14 protein-coding genes are annotated in these 16,690 nt (G+C 70.0%); 10 read left to right on the forward strand and 4 right to left on the reverse strand.

Annotated features, from left to right (window positions below):
* Positions 1–15: 15 nt before the first annotated feature.
* Complete coding sequence (locus tag ACFOGJ_RS06665) at positions 16–2,616, forward strand: cellulase family glycosylhydrolase (protein WP_379899054.1); 2,601 nt, start codon at positions 16–18, stop codon at positions 2,614–2,616.
* Positions 2,617–2,711: 95 nt separating this feature from the next.
* Entirely contained in the window at positions 2,712–3,752 is a 1,041-nt protein-coding gene (dusA, locus tag ACFOGJ_RS06670) for a tRNA dihydrouridine(20/20a) synthase DusA (protein ID WP_379899055.1), read from the forward strand.
* 30 nt (positions 3,753–3,782) lie between these two features.
* Here the strand turns inward: dusA and ACFOGJ_RS06675 are convergent, their stop codons facing one another.
* Positions 3,783–4,568, reverse strand: coding sequence for a GntR family transcriptional regulator (locus ACFOGJ_RS06675; RefSeq protein WP_379899056.1), 786 nt, complete (start codon positions 4,566–4,568; stop codon positions 3,783–3,785).
* A 383-nt stretch (positions 4,569–4,951) separates the two neighbouring features.
* On the opposite strand from ACFOGJ_RS06675, the gene ACFOGJ_RS06680 reads away from it, so the two are divergent.
* Both ACFOGJ_RS06680 and ACFOGJ_RS06685 read left to right on the forward strand, forming a co-directional pair.
* Positions 4,952–5,734, forward strand: a complete 783-nt coding sequence (locus ACFOGJ_RS06680; protein ID WP_379899058.1) for an HAD family hydrolase — start codon at positions 4,952–4,954, stop codon at positions 5,732–5,734.
* Positions 5,731–6,639, forward strand: coding sequence for a TerB family tellurite resistance protein (locus tag ACFOGJ_RS06685; RefSeq protein WP_379899059.1), 909 nt, complete (start codon positions 5,731–5,733; stop codon positions 6,637–6,639). The genes ACFOGJ_RS06680 and ACFOGJ_RS06685 overlap by 4 nt, the downstream gene beginning before the upstream one ends.
* Here ACFOGJ_RS06685 and ACFOGJ_RS06690 read toward each other — a convergent pair.
* Positions 6,633–7,151 (reverse strand): DUF1523 family protein, encoded by a 519-nt coding sequence (locus ACFOGJ_RS06690; protein WP_379899060.1) that lies wholly within the window; start codon positions 7,149–7,151, stop codon positions 6,633–6,635. The genes ACFOGJ_RS06685 and ACFOGJ_RS06690 overlap by 7 nt on opposite strands.
* 184 nt (positions 7,152–7,335) lie before the next feature.
* Here ACFOGJ_RS06690 and ACFOGJ_RS06695 point away from each other — a divergent pair, with 184 nt between their 5' ends.
* Both ACFOGJ_RS06695 and ACFOGJ_RS06700 read left to right on the forward strand, forming a co-directional pair.
* Entirely contained in the window at positions 7,336–8,256 is a 921-nt protein-coding gene (locus tag ACFOGJ_RS06695) for an NAD(P)H-dependent flavin oxidoreductase (RefSeq protein ID WP_379899061.1), read from the forward strand.
* A gap of 101 nt (positions 8,257–8,357) precedes the next feature.
* Entirely contained in the window at positions 8,358–9,593 is a 1,236-nt protein-coding gene (locus ACFOGJ_RS06700) for an AI-2E family transporter (RefSeq protein WP_379899062.1), read from the forward strand.
* Between the two features lie 45 nt (positions 9,594–9,638).
* On the opposite strand, the gene ACFOGJ_RS06705 is transcribed toward ACFOGJ_RS06700, so the two are convergent.
* Positions 9,639–10,286 (reverse strand): hypothetical protein, encoded by a 648-nt coding sequence (locus tag ACFOGJ_RS06705; protein ID WP_379899063.1) that lies wholly within the window; start codon positions 10,284–10,286, stop codon positions 9,639–9,641.
* Positions 10,287–10,632: 346 nt separating this feature from the next.
* On the opposite strand from ACFOGJ_RS06705, the gene ACFOGJ_RS06710 reads away from it, so the two are divergent.
* From ACFOGJ_RS06710 to ACFOGJ_RS06725, 4 genes are all read left to right on the forward strand, one after another.
* On the forward strand, positions 10,633–11,202 hold the full coding sequence (locus tag ACFOGJ_RS06710; RefSeq protein ID WP_379899064.1) for a hypothetical protein: 570 nt from the start codon (positions 10,633–10,635) through the stop codon (positions 11,200–11,202).
* A gap of 92 nt (positions 11,203–11,294) precedes the next feature.
* The gene (locus ACFOGJ_RS06715) at positions 11,295–12,275 is read left to right on the forward strand and encodes an NADPH:quinone oxidoreductase family protein (RefSeq protein WP_379899065.1); all 981 of its coding nucleotides are present in this window, start codon (positions 11,295–11,297) and stop codon (positions 12,273–12,275) included.
* Positions 12,276–12,287: 12 nt separating this feature from the next.
* Positions 12,288–13,565, forward strand: coding sequence for an acetyl-CoA hydrolase/transferase family protein (locus ACFOGJ_RS06720; RefSeq protein WP_379899066.1), 1,278 nt, complete (start codon positions 12,288–12,290; stop codon positions 13,563–13,565).
* 86 nt (positions 13,566–13,651) lie between these two features.
* Entirely contained in the window at positions 13,652–15,328 is a 1,677-nt protein-coding gene (locus ACFOGJ_RS06725) for an EAL domain-containing protein (RefSeq protein ID WP_379899067.1), read from the forward strand.
* 18 nt (positions 15,329–15,346) lie between these two features.
* On the opposite strand, the gene ACFOGJ_RS06730 is transcribed toward ACFOGJ_RS06725, so the two are convergent.
* The gene (locus ACFOGJ_RS06730; RefSeq protein WP_379899068.1) at positions 15,347–16,657 is read right to left on the reverse strand and encodes an FAD-dependent oxidoreductase; all 1,311 of its coding nucleotides are present in this window, start codon (positions 16,655–16,657) and stop codon (positions 15,347–15,349) included.
* Between the last annotated feature and the right edge of the window lie 33 nt (positions 16,658–16,690).

Here is a 16,690-nt window from a genome sequence, read left to right on the forward strand (position 1 = left end):
CTGGGAAATGAGAAGATGGAATACACCACAGCCGATGCGGCGCTGAACTACGCCGTGCGCGACCAGTGGGGCAGCGGCTTCGTTGCCGATCTGGCGCTTGATGTCGACCAGGCCGTCAACGGCTGGCGCATCAGCTTCGAGCTGGATGCCGATATCGACAATATCTGGAACGCCCGGATCGTGTCCCGCGTCGGCAATGTCTATACGATCGAGAGCCTGTCCTATAACGCCGAGCTGCCGGCCGGCGGCACGGCGGGCTTCGGCTTCACGGCCAGCGGAACCGACACCGCCATCGATCCGGCATCGGTCGCGATCAACGGACAGCCCGCCAGCGACGGCGGCGGCGATCCCGACCCGGTCCTGCCGACCGTCGCCGTGGGCGACCTGGTGGCGAGCGAGGAAGGCGGAGCCGCGCAGGTGCCGGTCACCCTGTCCGCCGCCAGCGATCAGGACGTGATCCTGAACTATGAGACCTATGACCTGACAGCGACGGCCGGCGCGGACTATGTACCGGTCAGCGGCCAGCTGGTGATCCCGGCCGGACAGCTGACCGCGTCCATCGCCCTGGACCTGATCGACGACGCGCTGGTCGATGACGGCGAGAGCCTGGGCCTGCGGCTGACGGCTGTGCAGGGCGCCACCATCGCCGATGCCGAAGCGGTGGTCACCATCACCGACGCCGACACCCCGGACCCGGTCCTGCCACATGCCAGCATCGCCGACATCCAGGTGGTGGAAGGCAACCCGGTCGACGGCGGCGGCGGCACGGGGGGCGGCGCCACCGGCCAGTTCGCCGACGGGCCGCTGTCGACATCCGGCAACCAGATCGTCGACTCCAACGGCGCGCCGGTGGAGATCCGTGCCGTGAACTGGTTCGGCTTCGAGACCCAGAACAATGTCCCGCACGGCCTCTGGGCCCGCAACTGGCAGGACATGATGGACCAGATGCAGGAACTGGGCTTCAACGCCATCCGCCTGCCCTTCTCCGGCCAGCTGGTGCAGGACAATCCGCTGCCCGACAGCATCAACACCAGCCTGAACCCGGACCTGGCGGGCCTGCGCGCCATGGAGATCATGGACAAGATCGTCGGCTATGCCGACCAGATCGGCATGCGCATCCTGCTGGACCATCACCGCAGCCTGCCGGGCAACAGCGCCAACGAGAACGGCCTGTGGACCGCGGACGGCTATACCGAGCAGGACTGGATCGAAGTCTGGCGCAGCCTGGCCCAGCGCTACAACGGCGACGACACGATCATCGGCGCCGACCTGCACAACGAGCCGCACGGTCCGGCCAGCTGGGGCGATGGCGGGGCTACCGACTGGGCCCGCGCCGCGACCGCGGCCGGCGATGCCATCCACGAGGTCAATCCCGACTGGCTGATCGTTGTGGAAGGCATCGGCGACTACCAGGGCAACAACTACTGGTGGGGCGGCAACCTGCAGGGGGTCGCCGACCATCCGGTGGAGCTGGCGCAGTCCGGCAAGCTCGTCTATTCGCCGCACGACTATCCGGCCTCGGTCTACAACCAGCCCTGGTTCAGCGACGGCTCCGACCTGCACCAGGTGTTCCGCGAGACCTGGGGCTATATCTACGAGCAGGACATCGCACCGATCCTGGTGGGCGAGTTCGGCTCCCGGCTGGAAACCGCCGTCGACCAGGCATGGGCCGATGCGATCACCAGCTACATGCAGGGCGATTTCGACGGCGATGGCAGCATCGACAAGCCGGCCGGCGACGGCGATATCAGCTTCGCCTGGTGGTCCTGGAACCCCAATTCCGGCGATACCGGGGGGATCCTGAACGACGACTGGACGAGTGTGCGGCAGAACGCGATGGACCTGCTGCAGCCGATGCTGGCGGAGCCTGCGGGCGATGGCGGCGGCGGGCCGGTGGTGGGCGAGGACGAGGCGGCCCATGCCTTCGCCACCTTCACGATCGCCCTGGACGCACCGGCCGGCGAAGAGGTGGTGCTGGACTACCAGACCGGCGACGGCACGGCGCTGGCCTGGCAGGACTATCTGCCGGAGAGCGGCCAGCTGGTCTTCGCCCCGGGCGAGCAGGAAAAGACCGTCACCGTCGAGATCCTACCCGACAGCCTGGTGGAGGGCGACGAGACCTTCAGCCTGACCGTGACCGGCACGGCCGACGGACCGCTGCAGGCGGTGGCGACGATCGTCGACGATGACGGCGATGGCGGGGGCGATGGCGGCTCCGGGGGCGATGGCGGCTCGGGCGGCGATGGCGGTTCGGGTGGCGATGGCGGTTCGGGTGGCGATGGCGGCGGGTCCGGCGACGGGCCGCTGGAAGCCCAGTTCGTCCTGCGCAGCGATTGGGGATCGGGCGCAACCGTCGACATGGTGCTGACCAACACCGGCAGCGCGTCGGTGAAGGGCTGGGAGGTCGCCTTCGACCTGCCGGTGGAGATCCAGCATATCTGGAACGCCAGCGCAGAGGCGGCGGGCAGCGACCGCTACGAGGTCGCCAATGCCGACTGGAACGGCAGCATCGCACCGGGCCAGAGCGTGACCCTGGGCTTCAACACCGGCGGCGGCGGGCTGGACGCCCAGGCCCTGAACGCGGAGGCCAATTTCGGCTACAGCTACTGGCTCTGAGACCCTGCCGACGACCGGAGGGGGGTAAGGGGGGCGCCGCACGGGCCGTGCGGCGCCCCCTTTCCGTTCCCGTCATTTTCTGCTTCAACCCCGGCATGATGCAGCGATCCACAGAGCAGATCCGGGCCACCACGGCGGCGCCCGCACGGCAGAACCGCGATGCGATGGCGCCGCGGCGCTTCTGCGTTGCGCCGATGATGGACTGCACCGACCGCTTCGACCGCGTGCTGCTGCGACTGATCTCCCGCCGGGCGCGGCTCTATACCGAGATGGTGACCACCGGCGCGCTGATCCACGGCGACCGCGACCGCTTCCTGCGCTTCGACCCCGCGGAACATCCGGTGGCACTGCAGCTGGGCGGCTCCGACCCGCAGGCGCTCGCGGCCTGCACCGCGATGGCGGCGGATCATGGCTATGACGAGGTGAACCTGAACGTCGGCTGCCCCAGCGACCGTGTGCAGTCCGGCCGCTTCGGCGCCTGCCTGATGGCGGAGCCGAAACTGGTGGCCGACTGCGTCGCGGCGATGGCTGCCGCGGCCGACATCGCGGTCACCGTGAAATGCCGCATCGGCATCGATGCGCAGGACCCGGCGGAGGCCCTGCCCCGCTTTGTCGAGACGGTGGCCCAGGCCGGCTGCCGGACCTTCATCGTGCATGCCCGCAAGGCCTGGCTCGACGGCCTGAGCCCGAAGCAGAACCGCGACGTGCCGCCACTGGACTATCCGCTGGTCCATGCCCTGAAGGCGGCGCATCCGGAGCTGGAGATCGTACTGAACGGCGGCCTGACCGAGATGGCGGCAGCGGCCCGGCATCTGGACCATGTCGACGGCGTCATGGTCGGCCGGGAGGCCTATCGCAACCCCTACTGCCTGTCGGTCGTCGACGGGCTGTTCTTCGGCGATGCCCGCCCGCCGCGCAGCCGCGCCGGGGTGCTGGCCGAATACCTGCCCTACGTCGAAGGCTGGATGGCGGAAGGGGTGCCGCTGAAGCATATCACCCGCCACATGGTGGGGCTTTACCAGGGCCTGCCGGGGGCGCGGGCCTGGCGCCGCGCGATCGCCGAGCAGGCGCATCTGCCGGATGCCCGGCCGGCTTTCCTGGAACAGGCCGCCCGGCAGGTGCGCGAGGCGGCCTGACGGCCGCCCGTTCCGGCCGGCCGGCCCTCATCAGGCTTTGCGGTTGCGTTCCCTGGCCGGCTGCCAGCTGCGCGCCAGCTTGGTCTCGAAGCCGAAGCGGCTCTGCGGGAACAGGCTGAGGGAGACGCAGTAGGGCTCGCCGTCGCGCAGCATGCGCCGGACGACGGACAGTGCGGCCAGCGACGGGTCGACCGCCAGGACCTCCGCCTGGCGTGCGCTCATGCGGCGCGCCTCGATGGCCACGTCGATCAGTTCCGCCTGCTCCATGCAGCGCTGCTCCAGCAGCGCGTTGGCCGCGGCCGGCGGCCGGGCGCCGTCGCCGGACAGGACCGACGGGCAGACATAGAGGTCGGTCCAGCAGACCGGCGGCCCTTCCGGCGAGCGGCGCACGATGCCGAACCAGGACCAGGGCCGCCCCTCCACGCAGCCCAAGGTCCGCGCCAGGGCGATGTCGGTGATGATGCTGCCGCGCTCCTGGATGTCGGCGATCAGGTCGCGCGGGATCTCCAGCAGGGCCGCGGTCGACGGCAGCGCCTGCCGGTAGCGCCCCTCCGGATAGCGGGCCCGCACCAGGGTGCCCAGCGCACGCCGCCGCTCCACCAGGCCGCGATTTGCCAGGCGCTTCAGCGCCTCGCGCACGGTATGGCGGCTGACCCCGAAGGTGCGGCAAAGCACCGCTTCCGTTGGCAGGTTCTTCCCCACCGGATAGGTGCCGTCGGCGATCTTGGACTGCAGGTCGGTGGCGATATCGTGATAGCGCGGCGCCCGCCGGCTGTCCGCGCCCCGCAGCACGGTGCTGTCGCGGGTTCGGCCCACCGGTCTGCGGCCGGGGGATTTCTGGACTTTGCCGGTCGAATCCCCGCCTGCCGACATGCGCCGTCCCCTCCGCTCGGTTGCCGCCCCGCCGCGGCTCCCAGATGCCGCGACGACCGATCCAGCCTTGCCCCTGAGTCGCGCCCGCGATCGCGGCGCGCCATTGCGGGCCGGCCGCGAAAGCCCGACCCGAAGGTCGATATTTACATGGAACGGTGATCGACGCGAGAGTGCTCCTGGCAGGCTGCGGGCGGCGCGGGACCGTCGCCCGTCCCTGTCATCCCCCGTCCGCCGTTGCGGGCAGGCCGCGGAGAGCTGGCTCTGGGGGATAAGCCCCGGCCGAGCATGTATACTCGGCCTGCCTGCGGAACATGAGGAAGGCGCGCATGGCGGAAGCCGATCGCATCACCCGCCCCGACAGAATGGCCCGAGGCGCCCCGGACCGGATCGCCGGCCATGGCATTGCCGAAGGCCGTGTCGGCGGCGAGCGGCTGGTGCGCGGCGAGGCCGGCCTGCCGGCAAGCGAGCATGCCGGACATGGCGTTCTCGGCTCGCTTCCGCCCAGCGGCACGGCAGAGGCGGACCGCGCCGCCTTCTTCGATTTCGACGCCACCCTGACCCGCCGCGATACGCTGTTTCCCTGGCTGATCCTGTTGCGCGGCCGCCGCCGCGTCTACCGCGCCGCCGCGCAGGCGCTGGCGGGCCAGGCGATGGGCCGGACGACAGGGGCGGAGGATATGCGCGGCCGGGTGAAGGCTGCCTTCCTGCGCCGCCTGATCGCCGGCATCCCGGTTGAAGAGGCGCGCGCCGCAGCGCTGGACCTGGGCCGCAGCATCGCCTGGAAGTCGCATATCGTGGCGGAACTGCACGAGCATCGGCGGGCGGGCCACCGGGTGGTGGTCGCCAGCGGCTCCCCCATGATCGTCGTCCAGACCATCGTTTCCGACCGGTTCGGCGTCGACGAGGTGATGGCGACCGAACTGGAGGTCGTGGACGGGCGGCTGACCGGCCGGCTGGAGGGCCGCAACTGCATCCGCACCGAGAAGGCGGCGCGGGTGGCCGACTGGCTGCAGGCCCATGGCCCGTTCGTGCAGACCTTCGGCTATGGCAACCTGCCGCACGACCGTCCGATGCTGGATCTTCTGGACCACGGAACGATCGTGCCGTGAGCGGGCGGCGCCAGGATGCCGCCGCCGGCGGGCAGGCGGAGAAGGAGACCGGCGGCGGCACCCTGCCGGCGTCGGCGCCCCAGGCGGGCATGCCGCAGCCGGTGCCGCCGCGCGCCGGTGGCGGGCTCTGGCGTGCGATCCGCGAGACCGGACCGGCGATCCGGCGCCTCGGCGAGCCGTTCGTCGCTCTGGTGGAGGCGCTGGGCCGGACCCTGGGCGGGCCCGCCGGCAGCGGCGGGCGGACCAGCCGCGAACCCACAGAGCGGGTCGGCTTCACCATCGCGGCCATCGCGCTGGCGGCGAAGATGGCGGCCGTGGACAAGCGCCGCTACGAACGCCAGGTGGCCGCTTTCCACGAGGTGTTCCAGGTGCCGGAGGCGGAGAAGGAGAATGTCCGGCGGCTGTTCGACCTGGCGAGCGGGACGACCGCCGGCTACGAGGCCTATGCCGGCCGCATCGCCGACCTGCTGCAGGGCCGCGACGCGGTGAAGGAGAAGCTGCTGGACGCCCTGTTCCACATCGCCTGGGGCGACGACAGGATCGTGCAGCCGGAGATGGACTTCCTGCAGCGGGTGGCGAGCATCTTCGGCTTCGAGGACAGCGCCTTCGAACGCATCGCCGCCGCCCACGGCGTCGGCCAGCCCAGCCCCTACAGCCTGCTTGGTGTCGGCCGGGACGCCAGCTGGCCGGACGTGCAGGCCGCCTATCGCCGGCTGATGAAGGAGCACCATCCCGACCGGCTGATGGCGCAGGGCATGCCGCAGGAACTGGTGCGCCTCGCCCAGGAGCGGGTGGCGGCCTTCGCCGGCGCCTATGAGAGCATCCGCGCCGCCCAGCCGCGTACCGGGCGCGAGGAGGGCGCCGGGCGGGGCGGGCGGACCGCGACCGGTCGTGCGGGTCAGTAGCGCGACGCCCGCCAGCGGCGGATCCGCAGGAACAGGAAGATCGCCAGCGCGGCGAGCAACAGCAGGACGAGGATCGTCGTATAGGGAATCGGCGTATAGTCGGCATCGACCCGGTACAGGCTGACTGCGTTCGGATACAGGTCGAAGATCTCCACCCGCCAGCCATAGTAGGTCACCGCCACGTGGGCCTGCGGGTCGGAGGCGAGGATGTTCTGCACCCGGGTCGTGACGTCGCCGGAATCGAACTTGAAATAGAACGGAAAGCCCCAGCCGGTATCCTCGTTGCGGAAGGTGATCGGCTGGTCGCCGTCGAACGCCATGGCGGAGATGAAGCGGACATCGCGGGTGCGCTCCACGCCGGCGGGGTCCACCTTCTTGGCATCCATCCGCTTCACGTCGGTGCCGGTCACCCGCACCACCTCCGTGGACGGCAGGTAGTAGTTCAGGAAGCCCACGAAGGCGACGGCGAACAAAGCCACCAGGACCCACAGGGCGATCCGCAGCACACGCATGTCGGGGCAACTCCTTCCGCCGATACCTGCCGCCCCGGATATCCGGCCAGAGGATGACCCGCCTCGCTCCGGATGTCCGTCTCGCCTGCCGGCGGCACTTTCGCTTAGATAGGCATTCCGCCATCCCTTGCCAGCATCCGGCAAGCCCGCATCGCCGACCGAGCCACCCAGAGCAGGAGGTACCATGACCCCCGAGCAGCTTCACGCGCGGCTGCGACTGCCACTGATCGCGGCGCCGATGTTCCTGGTCTCCGGCCCCGACCTGGTGGTCGCCGCGTCCAGGGCCGGGATCATCGGCTCCTTTCCGACGGTGAACTGCCGCACGGCGGCGGAGCTGGACGGCTGGTTGCAGCGGATCACGGCCGAGACCGCGGGCGCCGCCCCTTTCGCCGCCAACCTGATCGTCCACCGCTCCAACCCACGGCTGGCCGAGGACCTGGACCTGCTGGTGCGCCACAGGGTCCCGCTGGTGATCGCCAGCGTGGGCAATCCGGAGCCGGTCATCGCGCCGATCCATGACGCCGGCGGCCTGGTCTATGCCGATATCGCATCCGTCCGGCATGCCGAGAAGGCGATCGCCGCCGGTGTCGATGGGCTGATCCTGCTGACCGCCGGTGCCGGCGGCCAGACCGGCTGGGCCAATCCCTTCGCCTTCGTCCGCGCGGTGCGGGACCTGTTCGACGGCCCGGTCGTGCTGGCCGGCGGCATTTCCGACGGCACGGCGCTGCGGGCCGCCCGCGTGCTGGGCTGCGACCTGGCCTATATGGGCACCCGCTTCATCGCCACACAGGAAAGCATGGCGGCGCCGGCCTACAAGCAGATGCTGGTCGACAGCCGCCTGGACGACGTGCTGCTGACCCGGGCCTTCAGCGGCCTGGAAACCAACATGCTGCGACCCTCGATCCGGGCCGCGGGACTGGATCCCGATGCCCTGCAGCCGCGCGACCGCTTCGACGTCAGCGAAAGCATCGATGTCGATAAGGCACGCGCGTCACGCTGGCGTGACATCTGGTCGGCGGGCCATTCTGTGTCCGGCGTCCAGGATCTGCCGACAGTCGCAGATCTGGTCGAACGGCTCGCCGCGGCGTACGAAGCGGCGGCATGACGGACGCCGACAGCGTTCCTGAGCGGCGTCGGCACGGCTAGACTGCGCCGCTCGGCGGACGGACATGTGGGATCAGGACCAGTGACGGCAGGAACGGCAAGGTGAGCGACAGCGATCCGAACAAGCGCGGCAAGACCGAGATCCGCTCGCGCCTGATGCGCGCCTTCGACTTGCGGGACGACGACCGGTCGCCCAGGTCCCCGAGCGCCGATGACGGCCATCTGGGTCCCGAGCTGGGGGAGCGGACGGCGGAAATGGGCGGCCTGTCGGCGCTGCGGCCGGGACTGCCGGCCTCCTTCGGCCTGGCGCTGGCGATCGGCGTGCTGTTCCTGACCGGCTGGCTGCTGGCGGTGGGACGGGACCTTCTGATCCCGATCGCCATCGCCTTCATGATCTGGTTCCTGCTGAACGCGCTGGCCCGCTTCTTCCGCCGCATGCATTGGGGCGGGCATCACCTGCCGGCCGTCGCGGCGATGACATTGTCGATCATCGCCGTGCTGATCGTGCTGGTCTTCCTGGTCAACATGGTCGCCAACAACATTTCCGCCGTGACCCAGGTCCTTCCCACCTACGAGGAAAATCTGGACAAGCTGACGGCGCAGGCAAGCGGCTGGATCGGCAAGGACCTGACGGCCTCGTTCGACAAGATGATCGCCGACATCCCGGTGGCGCAGCTGCTGACCCGGATCGCCGGCACCCTGGCCAATGTCGCCAGCCAGTTCGGCATCGTGCTGGTCTATGTCCTGTTCCTGCTGGTGGAGCAGCAGGCCTTCGACAGCAAGATCCATGCGCTGTTCCCGGACCCGCGGCGGGAACGCCGCGTGCGCGCGGTGCTGAGCGACATCCAGCGGGAGATCCAGACCTATATCTGGATCAAGACCCTGATGAGCGTGCTGACCGGCGGCATCAGCTATGTGGTGCTGATCGCCGTCGGCGTCTCCTTCGCGGAGTTCTGGGCGGTCTTCATCTTCCTGCTGAACTACATCCCCACCATCGGCTCGCTGCTGGGCATCCTGTTCCCGGCGGCGCTGACCCTGATGCAGTTCGGCGCCTTCGTGCCCTTCCTGCTGGTGCTGGTGCCGCTGGCGGTCGCCCAGATCATCATCGGCAATGTTATCGAGCCGCGGCTGATGGGTTCCTCGCTGAACATCAGCGCCCTGGTGGTGATCCTGTCGCTGACCCTGTGGGGCGCGATCTGGGGGATCACGGGCATGTTCCTCAGCGTGCCGATCATGGTTGTGCTGATGATCGTGCTGGGTCACTTCCCGGTGACCCGGCCGATCGCCATCCTGATGTCGGCGGACGGCCGGATCCGCGACGAGGAGGCCGCCCGCTAGGCCCTGCGGACGGGCCCCTGCCGGGCCCGGATGGCTGCTTGAGGCCTAGGGGTACTCGCCGCCCAGCATCTGGTAGACCCGCATGTCGTTGCGGCGCAGGACGAAGGTGGAGTTCGTCCGCTTCGCATGCTCCACCAGTTCGTCGAACATCCGCTTCAGGATCTGCAGTTCCTCGTTCGACAGGTTGAAGCGCTCCGGCACCTCCTCGCCCTTCTGCTCCAGGTGCAGGAAATGCTCCACCAGGAAGATGCAGGGACGGTCGACCATCGGCAGCCCGTCGGGAAACTTGAAGCCGCGATAGGATTCGATCAGGCCGGTATCCTGGAACACCTCGATGAACTGGTTGTAGATGCTGGTCCGGTATCGATCCAGGGTGGCAAAAAAATCGCGCCGGTCCTCAACCCGGGCCGATTCCGCGTCCAGCGGCAGGCCGGCATTCTCGTTCGCCTCTTCGACCTTCGGCACCGCCGGCACCAGTGCCGGCAGCCGGCCCAGCAGGCGGATCCCGGCGACCAGCCATGCCAGGGCCGGCGGCGCCAGCCCGCCGCCGATCATGGCGCCGCACCAGGCCAGCCGCTCCAGCGCGGTGGCAGGCATGCCCCCGTCCGGTGCATGGCCGGTGAGCAGCAGGACGACGGCCGCGACGACCAGGACGAGGCCGTAGGCCAGGGTGGCAATGATCCCAATCCGCATGAAATCCTCAAACGACAGGTGGGAGCGCAACGTGCGAGGGCCAGGGACCGGCGCTGCCGGGCCGATGGCCGGCCGGGAGCCGCGATGGCTGCCCGCCGCCGCAAAAGGACGGGCAGACCGGACCGGACAAATTTGCGCCCCATCGGACAGGCAGGTTCGGTATACTGCCGCGAAGCCGTTACTTACCGCCGTTGCCGGCGCGCCGCCAGTGGCGGGTCCTATGGACGGTGGCGCGGCCCCGGGTCTGCGGCAAGAGGTCGCCGACCCTGCTGCCAAGGTGCAGCGCCCAGAATTGATCGCTGGATGAATCGCCGGCTGGATCGCCGGAGGTCGTCCAGGAACCCGCTTGAGCGTCATGACCCCGCGTGAACGAACGAAATTCCACAACCTGCTGAAGCTCGCCGCGGAAAGCCCGTTTGCCGGCGAGCGGCAGAGCGCCCTGGCGGCGGCGGAGCGCCTGGCGGGGCGGCACGGCATGACCCTGGATGAGGCGGCCGCCATGCCGCAGGACGACGGCCCGCGGCAGAGCCGCGCGCAGGAGCCGGACTTCGATCCGGCCGCCGATCCGTTCGATGCGGCCGACGCGACGCCGGAAGGCCGGCGCTGGGCCCGCGATTTCGCCCAGGCCGCCCATCTGCACGACGCGGTGACCGCTGCCGACAAGGAACGGCGCGCCCGGGCGATGCGGGCGGCCTTCGCCCGCGGCCTGGACCAGAGCCAGACCCGGCGCCACAACCGGCCTTCGCACCACCGCCGCGGCAGCCGCCGGATGAATCCGAAGCGCTTCGCGAAGACCCTGCTGCGGGAGACTCGGCTGCCGTTCCGGGAGATCGCCGCCCTCACCGGGCTCAGCGTGCATGCCGTGGTGGCCCTGAAGCTGCAGATGCGCGCCGGCAGCACCGGCAACGAGGCGTGAGCCGGTCCGCCTTGGCCTTCCCGTCACTCCGCTGCCAGTGCCGCCAGTCCCAGCCGTTGTCCCGATGAAATCCGTCATATGAAGGTCGTCATATGAAAGCCGTCATGGTCCATGCCTGGCTGGAGGAGCCGGGCGCCCTGCAGGTTGAGGATGTGCCCGTGCCGGAGCCCGGCCCGGGCCAGGTGCGGATCCAGGTCGCGGCCTGCGGCGTCAACTTCGCCGACACCCTGATCGTGCGGGGCCGCTACCAGGTGCGTCCCGCCCTGCCCTTCTCGCCCGGCTTCGAGTTCGCCGGCACCGTCGACGCGCTGGGCGACGGCGTCACCGACATCCGCCCGGGCGACCGGGTGGCGGCGCGCGCGCCGCATGGCGGCTATGCCGAATATGCCCTGGCGCCTGCAGCCGCCCTGTTCCCGCTGCCGGACGGCATCGCCTTCGAGGAGGCCGCCGCCATGCCGGTGGCCTATGGTACCGCCGCCTACGCCCTGCGCGACCGCGGCCGCCTGGTCCCCGGCGAAACAGCGCTGATCCTGGGCGCGACCGGCGGGGTGGGCCTGGCGGCCCTGCATGTGGCGAAGGCGGCCGGCGCGACCGTGCTCGCGGCGGTGGGCGGTCCGGCAAAAGCCGAGGCCGCGCTGGCGGCGGGCGCCGACATCGCGATCGACTATGACGGGGCGGTCCCGTTGAAGGACCAGGTCCGCGAACGGACCGGCGGCCGCGGCGTCCATCTCGTCTACGACCCGGTCGGCGGCGACATGCTGGACGAGGCGATGCGGGCCACCTGCTGGGGCGGCCGCTACCTGATCGTCGGCTTCGCCGCAGGGCGGATCCCGGATGTCCGCGGCAACCTGGCCCTGATCAAGGGGATCGAGGTGATGGGCATCAACTGGCCTGCCTTCGCCCAGGAGGAACCGCGGGCGAGCCGCGCCCTGCTGGCCGGCTGCTTCGCCGACCGTCTTGCCGGCCGCCTGCCGCCGATGCCGGTGGAGACGCGGCCGCTGGCCGAGGCGCCGTCGGCGCTGGCCGATATCGCCGCGCGGCGGGTGCGCGGCAAGCTCGTCCTGCAGCCCTGAGCGGCAGAGGTCATGACCGCACCAATCACGGCGGAGCGCATCCCGGAGCTCCTGAAACCGGGCATGCGGGTCTTCGTGTCCGGCTGCCTGGGCGAATCCGCCACCATCCGCAGGGCCCTGCAGGCGGCACCGGAGGCGGCACGCGGCGTCACCTTCTGCGGCGTCCTGGTCCCTGGACTGTCGGACACGGACTATGCCGCGCTGCATCCGGAGGCGGAGGGCGAGAGTTTCTTCCTGCCGCCCTGGCAGCGGGACAGTTTCGACGCAGGGCGGCTGCGCCTGCTGCCGCTGAACTACAGCGCGATCCCGGACTATCTGGAGAACGGGCCGCGGTTCGACCTGGCGATCGTGCAGGTCGCGGCCGACGGCACGGCCGACCACGGCTTTGGCGCCTGCGCCGACTTCCAGCCCTATGCGCTGCGCAACTGCGACCGGGTCCTGGCGCACCTCAACCCGCGGCTGCCGGCGACACGCGGCCATGACCGCCTGCCCGCGGCACGGATCGACTGGCTGCTGGAGGCGGAGGAGGCATTGCCGGACTTCCCGGATGCGGCGCCCAATCCGGTCCAGCAGGCCATCGCCCAAAACTGTGCGACCCTGATCCGTGACGGCGACGTGATCCAGATCGGCATCGGCAAGGTGCAGTCGGCGATCCTGCAGGCGCTGTCGGGGCATCGCGACCTGGGCTTTCATTCCGGCCTGGTGACCGACGCAGCCTGGCAGCTGGTCGAGAGCGGCGCGATCACCGGTGCGCGACGCAACGTGGATCGCGGGCTGCTGGTGGCCGGTTCCGCCGCCGGGACGGCTGCGCTCTACCGCGGCCTGTCGGCGGATTTCGTCGAGATCCGCCCCGTCCGGCGCACCCACATGGTGACCGAGGTCGCGCGGATCGAGAACTTCGTCTCCCTGAACGGGGCGCTGGAGGTCGACCTGTTCGGCCAGGTCAATTCGGAGCTGGTCGATGGCCGCTTCTTCAGCGGCGTCGGCGGCTTCAACGATTTTGTGCGCGGCGCGCGCCTGTCGCCCGGCGGCCGCTCCATCGTCGCGCTGCCGGCCGCCCTGCGCGGCGGCGGCAGCCGGATCGTGGCGAGCCTGTCCGGCGCTGGGCGGCCGGCGGCGCCGCTGACCGGCGCACGGGCGGACAGCGACATCGTCGTGACGGAGTTCGGGGTTGCGGACCTGCGGCATCTCGACCTGGACGGCCGCGCGGCCGCACTGATCGCGATCGCCCCGGAATCCGCACGCGAGACGCTTTCCCGTGCCTGGCAGGCGATGCGCCGGGCGCTGTGACCAGGACCTGCTCCCAACGGATCGTTTACCAATCCGAAATCCCCTGCCACTAGTGTCCATTCCACAGTGTGGATGCGGGGATAGTGATGGCCGACAAGCTGGCTGTGCTGCAAGCACAGCGCGATCGTTTCCTGGCCTTTTCCTTTGCGGCTGCGGATCTTCTGCTGGAGGTCGATTCCGTGGACGGGATCGCCTATGCCAGCGGCGCGACCATGAAGCTGCTGGGCCGCGAGGCGACCGACCTGCAGGGCGGCAGCTTCCTCGACACCGTCGCGCCGACCGATCGCGCCCTGGTGAAGGCGGCCGTCCGGGACATGGGGCCGGGCAAGCGGCTGCCGACTCTCAACGTGCAGCTGGCCCATGGCAACGGAGCCCTGCGGGCCTGGGTGAACGGCTATCGCATGCCGATGGCGGACGGCCGCGCCTATATCGCGATGAGCACCGCGGAGCGCTTCCGGCAGCGCGTGCCGCAGGACGGGGCGCGCGACGGCCAGAGCGGCCTGCTCGACGGGGAGGCGCTGACCCAGGCGCTGGCCCGCGCGGTGGAGAGCGGGGCCACGGAAAATGGCAGGGAGATGCTCACCCTGCTGGAGGTCGAGGGGCTGGACGGGCTGGGGCAGCGGCTCGCCCCGGCTGCCTTCCAGAACCTGATGAGCGAGATCGGCGGCTTCCTCCGCCTGCAGAGCGGCGGCCGCGACCTGGCCGGGCGCCTGGGCGAAAGCCGCTTCGGCGTCGTCCACGAGGGCGGCGACGGCCGTTCCATCGAGGCCCGGATCGCGCAGATGACCCGCGATGCGGACCCGGACGGCAACGGGTTGTCGGTCGTCGCAACCGACATGGCGATGGACGCGCCGGCCCTGACGCCGGCGGAAGCGGCACGCGCCGTCATCCACACCCTGAAGCAGTTCGAGAAGCTGGGCGCCAAGGGTGTCCCCAACGGGGACCTGGCCAGTGCCTTCCACGACCTGCTGAACGGCACCATCGCCAAGCTCGCCGACTTCAAGCAGATCCTGTCGCAGAACGCCATCGACCTGGTCTACCAGCCGATCGTCGGGCTGAACGACGGCCAGCTGCACCATTATGAGCTGCTCGCCCGCTTCCGCGACGGCCGCAAGACGTTCGAATACATCAATTTCGGCGAGAGCATGGGCATGAACGCCCAGCTCGACCTGCTGGTCACCCGACGCGCGATCGAGGACCTGACCACCGACTTCGATGGCACGAAGCTGTCGCTGGCGGTGAACCTGTCGGGCAATTCTCTGCAGGATGCCGGCTTCACCCAGACCCTGCTGGAACTGCTGCGCGATCACGGCAAGCTGTCCGGGCACCTGCTGTTCGAAGTCACGGAATCGGCGGAGATCAACGACCTTGCCGGCGTGAACGAGGTGCTGCAGGACATCCGCGCGATGGGGTTCGAGGTCTGCCTGGACGATTTCGGCGCCGGCGCCGCCTCGTTCCAGTACCTGCAGGCGCTGAATGTCGACTTCGTCAAGATCGATGGCGCCTATGTCCACCGCCTCGCGGATTCCGCCCGCGACCGCCACATGCTGGCGGCGATCACCGCCATGTGCGCCGACCTCAAAGTCGGGGTGATTGCCGAAATGGTGGAGACCGAGGAGCAGGTCCGCCTGCTGCGCGAACTGGGCGCCACCCACGCCCAGGGTTATCTGTTCGGCAAGCCCGCCGCCGAGCCAGCCGGTGTCGAACGCCGCACGGCCGGCCGGGTCGGCCGCCGCTCCGGCGCCCGCGAACTCTGGGCCTGAGGCAGGCGCACCCGCCACTCAGGATTTCGCCGCGGACAGCAACTCTTCCGTCGTCGTGAACTTCTCCCGCGGGGCAGGGTGTTCCGCCGCCGCGACCTCCGCCTCGTCGATGCGGCGCCAGGCGTCGAAATCCACCAGGTCGACCCCCGCCGCCTTCAGAAGCGGCAACAGCGCGGCGCGTCCCGGGCGGCCCTGCGGCGCCAGTTCCGCGGCGATGCGGTCGGCGCTGCGATAGGCCTCCGACTTGTTGGTGGCGATCGTGCCGGTCGGCCCGCGCGCCGCCCAGCCGGCGGCATAGAGCCCTTCGGCAATCAGCCCGTCATCGTTGCGGAAGCGCCCGCCATCGACCTCGAGCTGCTCCAGGGTCGGGCCCTGATAGCCGATGCAGGTCACCACCAGCTGCGCCGGCACCTCCAGCACCTCGTCGGTATCCACCGCCCGGTCGCCCTCCAGCCGGGTCCGGACGAAGCGCACCCCCGAGACATGGCCATCGCCCAGGACCGCCGCGGGCCGGGCGCGGAACAGGAACTCGATGCGCGCCGGCTTCGCCGGGTCGGGCTCGATCGCGGCGAGCCGGCCGAGGATTTCCATCGTCCGCTTCGGCTCGGTGCCTTCCGGCGGCAGCTCCGCCGGGTCGACCACCGGCACCGCCTGCGCCAGCTCGCTGAACTCCCGCAGCTCCGCCGGGCTGAACTTCACATGGGCGGCGCCGCGGCGGCCGGCGATCACCACCTTCCGCACGTTCGTGCGGGCCAGCACCTCGCGCACCGGTCGCGGCGCGTCGGTCGCGGCAAGCTCCTCCGGCGTGCGCACCAGCATACGCGCCGCATCGAGCGCGACATTGCCGTTGCCGATCACGACAGCCGTCTCGACCTTCGGCAGGTCGATATCCAGTTCCGTGAAATCGGGATGGGCGTTGTACCAGCTGCAGAAGCGCGCCGCGCCGGTGACCCCGGGCAGGCCGTCGCCCGGCAGGCCCAGCGGCCGGTCCAGCGGCGTGCCGGTGGCCAGCACGACAACGTCGTAGAAGTCGCGCAGCTGCGCGAGACTGACGTCGCGGCCGAGCTCGACATTGCCGATGAAGCGGGTGGCGGGATTCTGGAAGGCCTGTTCCAGCTTGCGAACGACATTCTTGGTCGTCCAATGGTCCGGCGCCACGCCGGACCGGATCAGGCCGTAGGGGGTGGGCAGGCGCTCGATCACGTCGAGCTCCACCGGCTCCACCAGCTTCAGGAGCTTTTCCGCGAGATAGAGGCCGGCAGGACCGCTGCCGACGATCGCGATCTTCGGGATCTTCTGCGACGCGCTACGCTGTACGCCAGCATTCATGAACGACACCTCCCGCCGCCGGTTGACGGCGGC

The sequence above is a fragment of the Marinibaculum pumilum genome, assembly GCF_042646425.1.
GTDB lineage: Bacteria > Pseudomonadota > Alphaproteobacteria > Ferrovibrionales > Ferrovibrionaceae > Marinibaculum > Marinibaculum pumilum.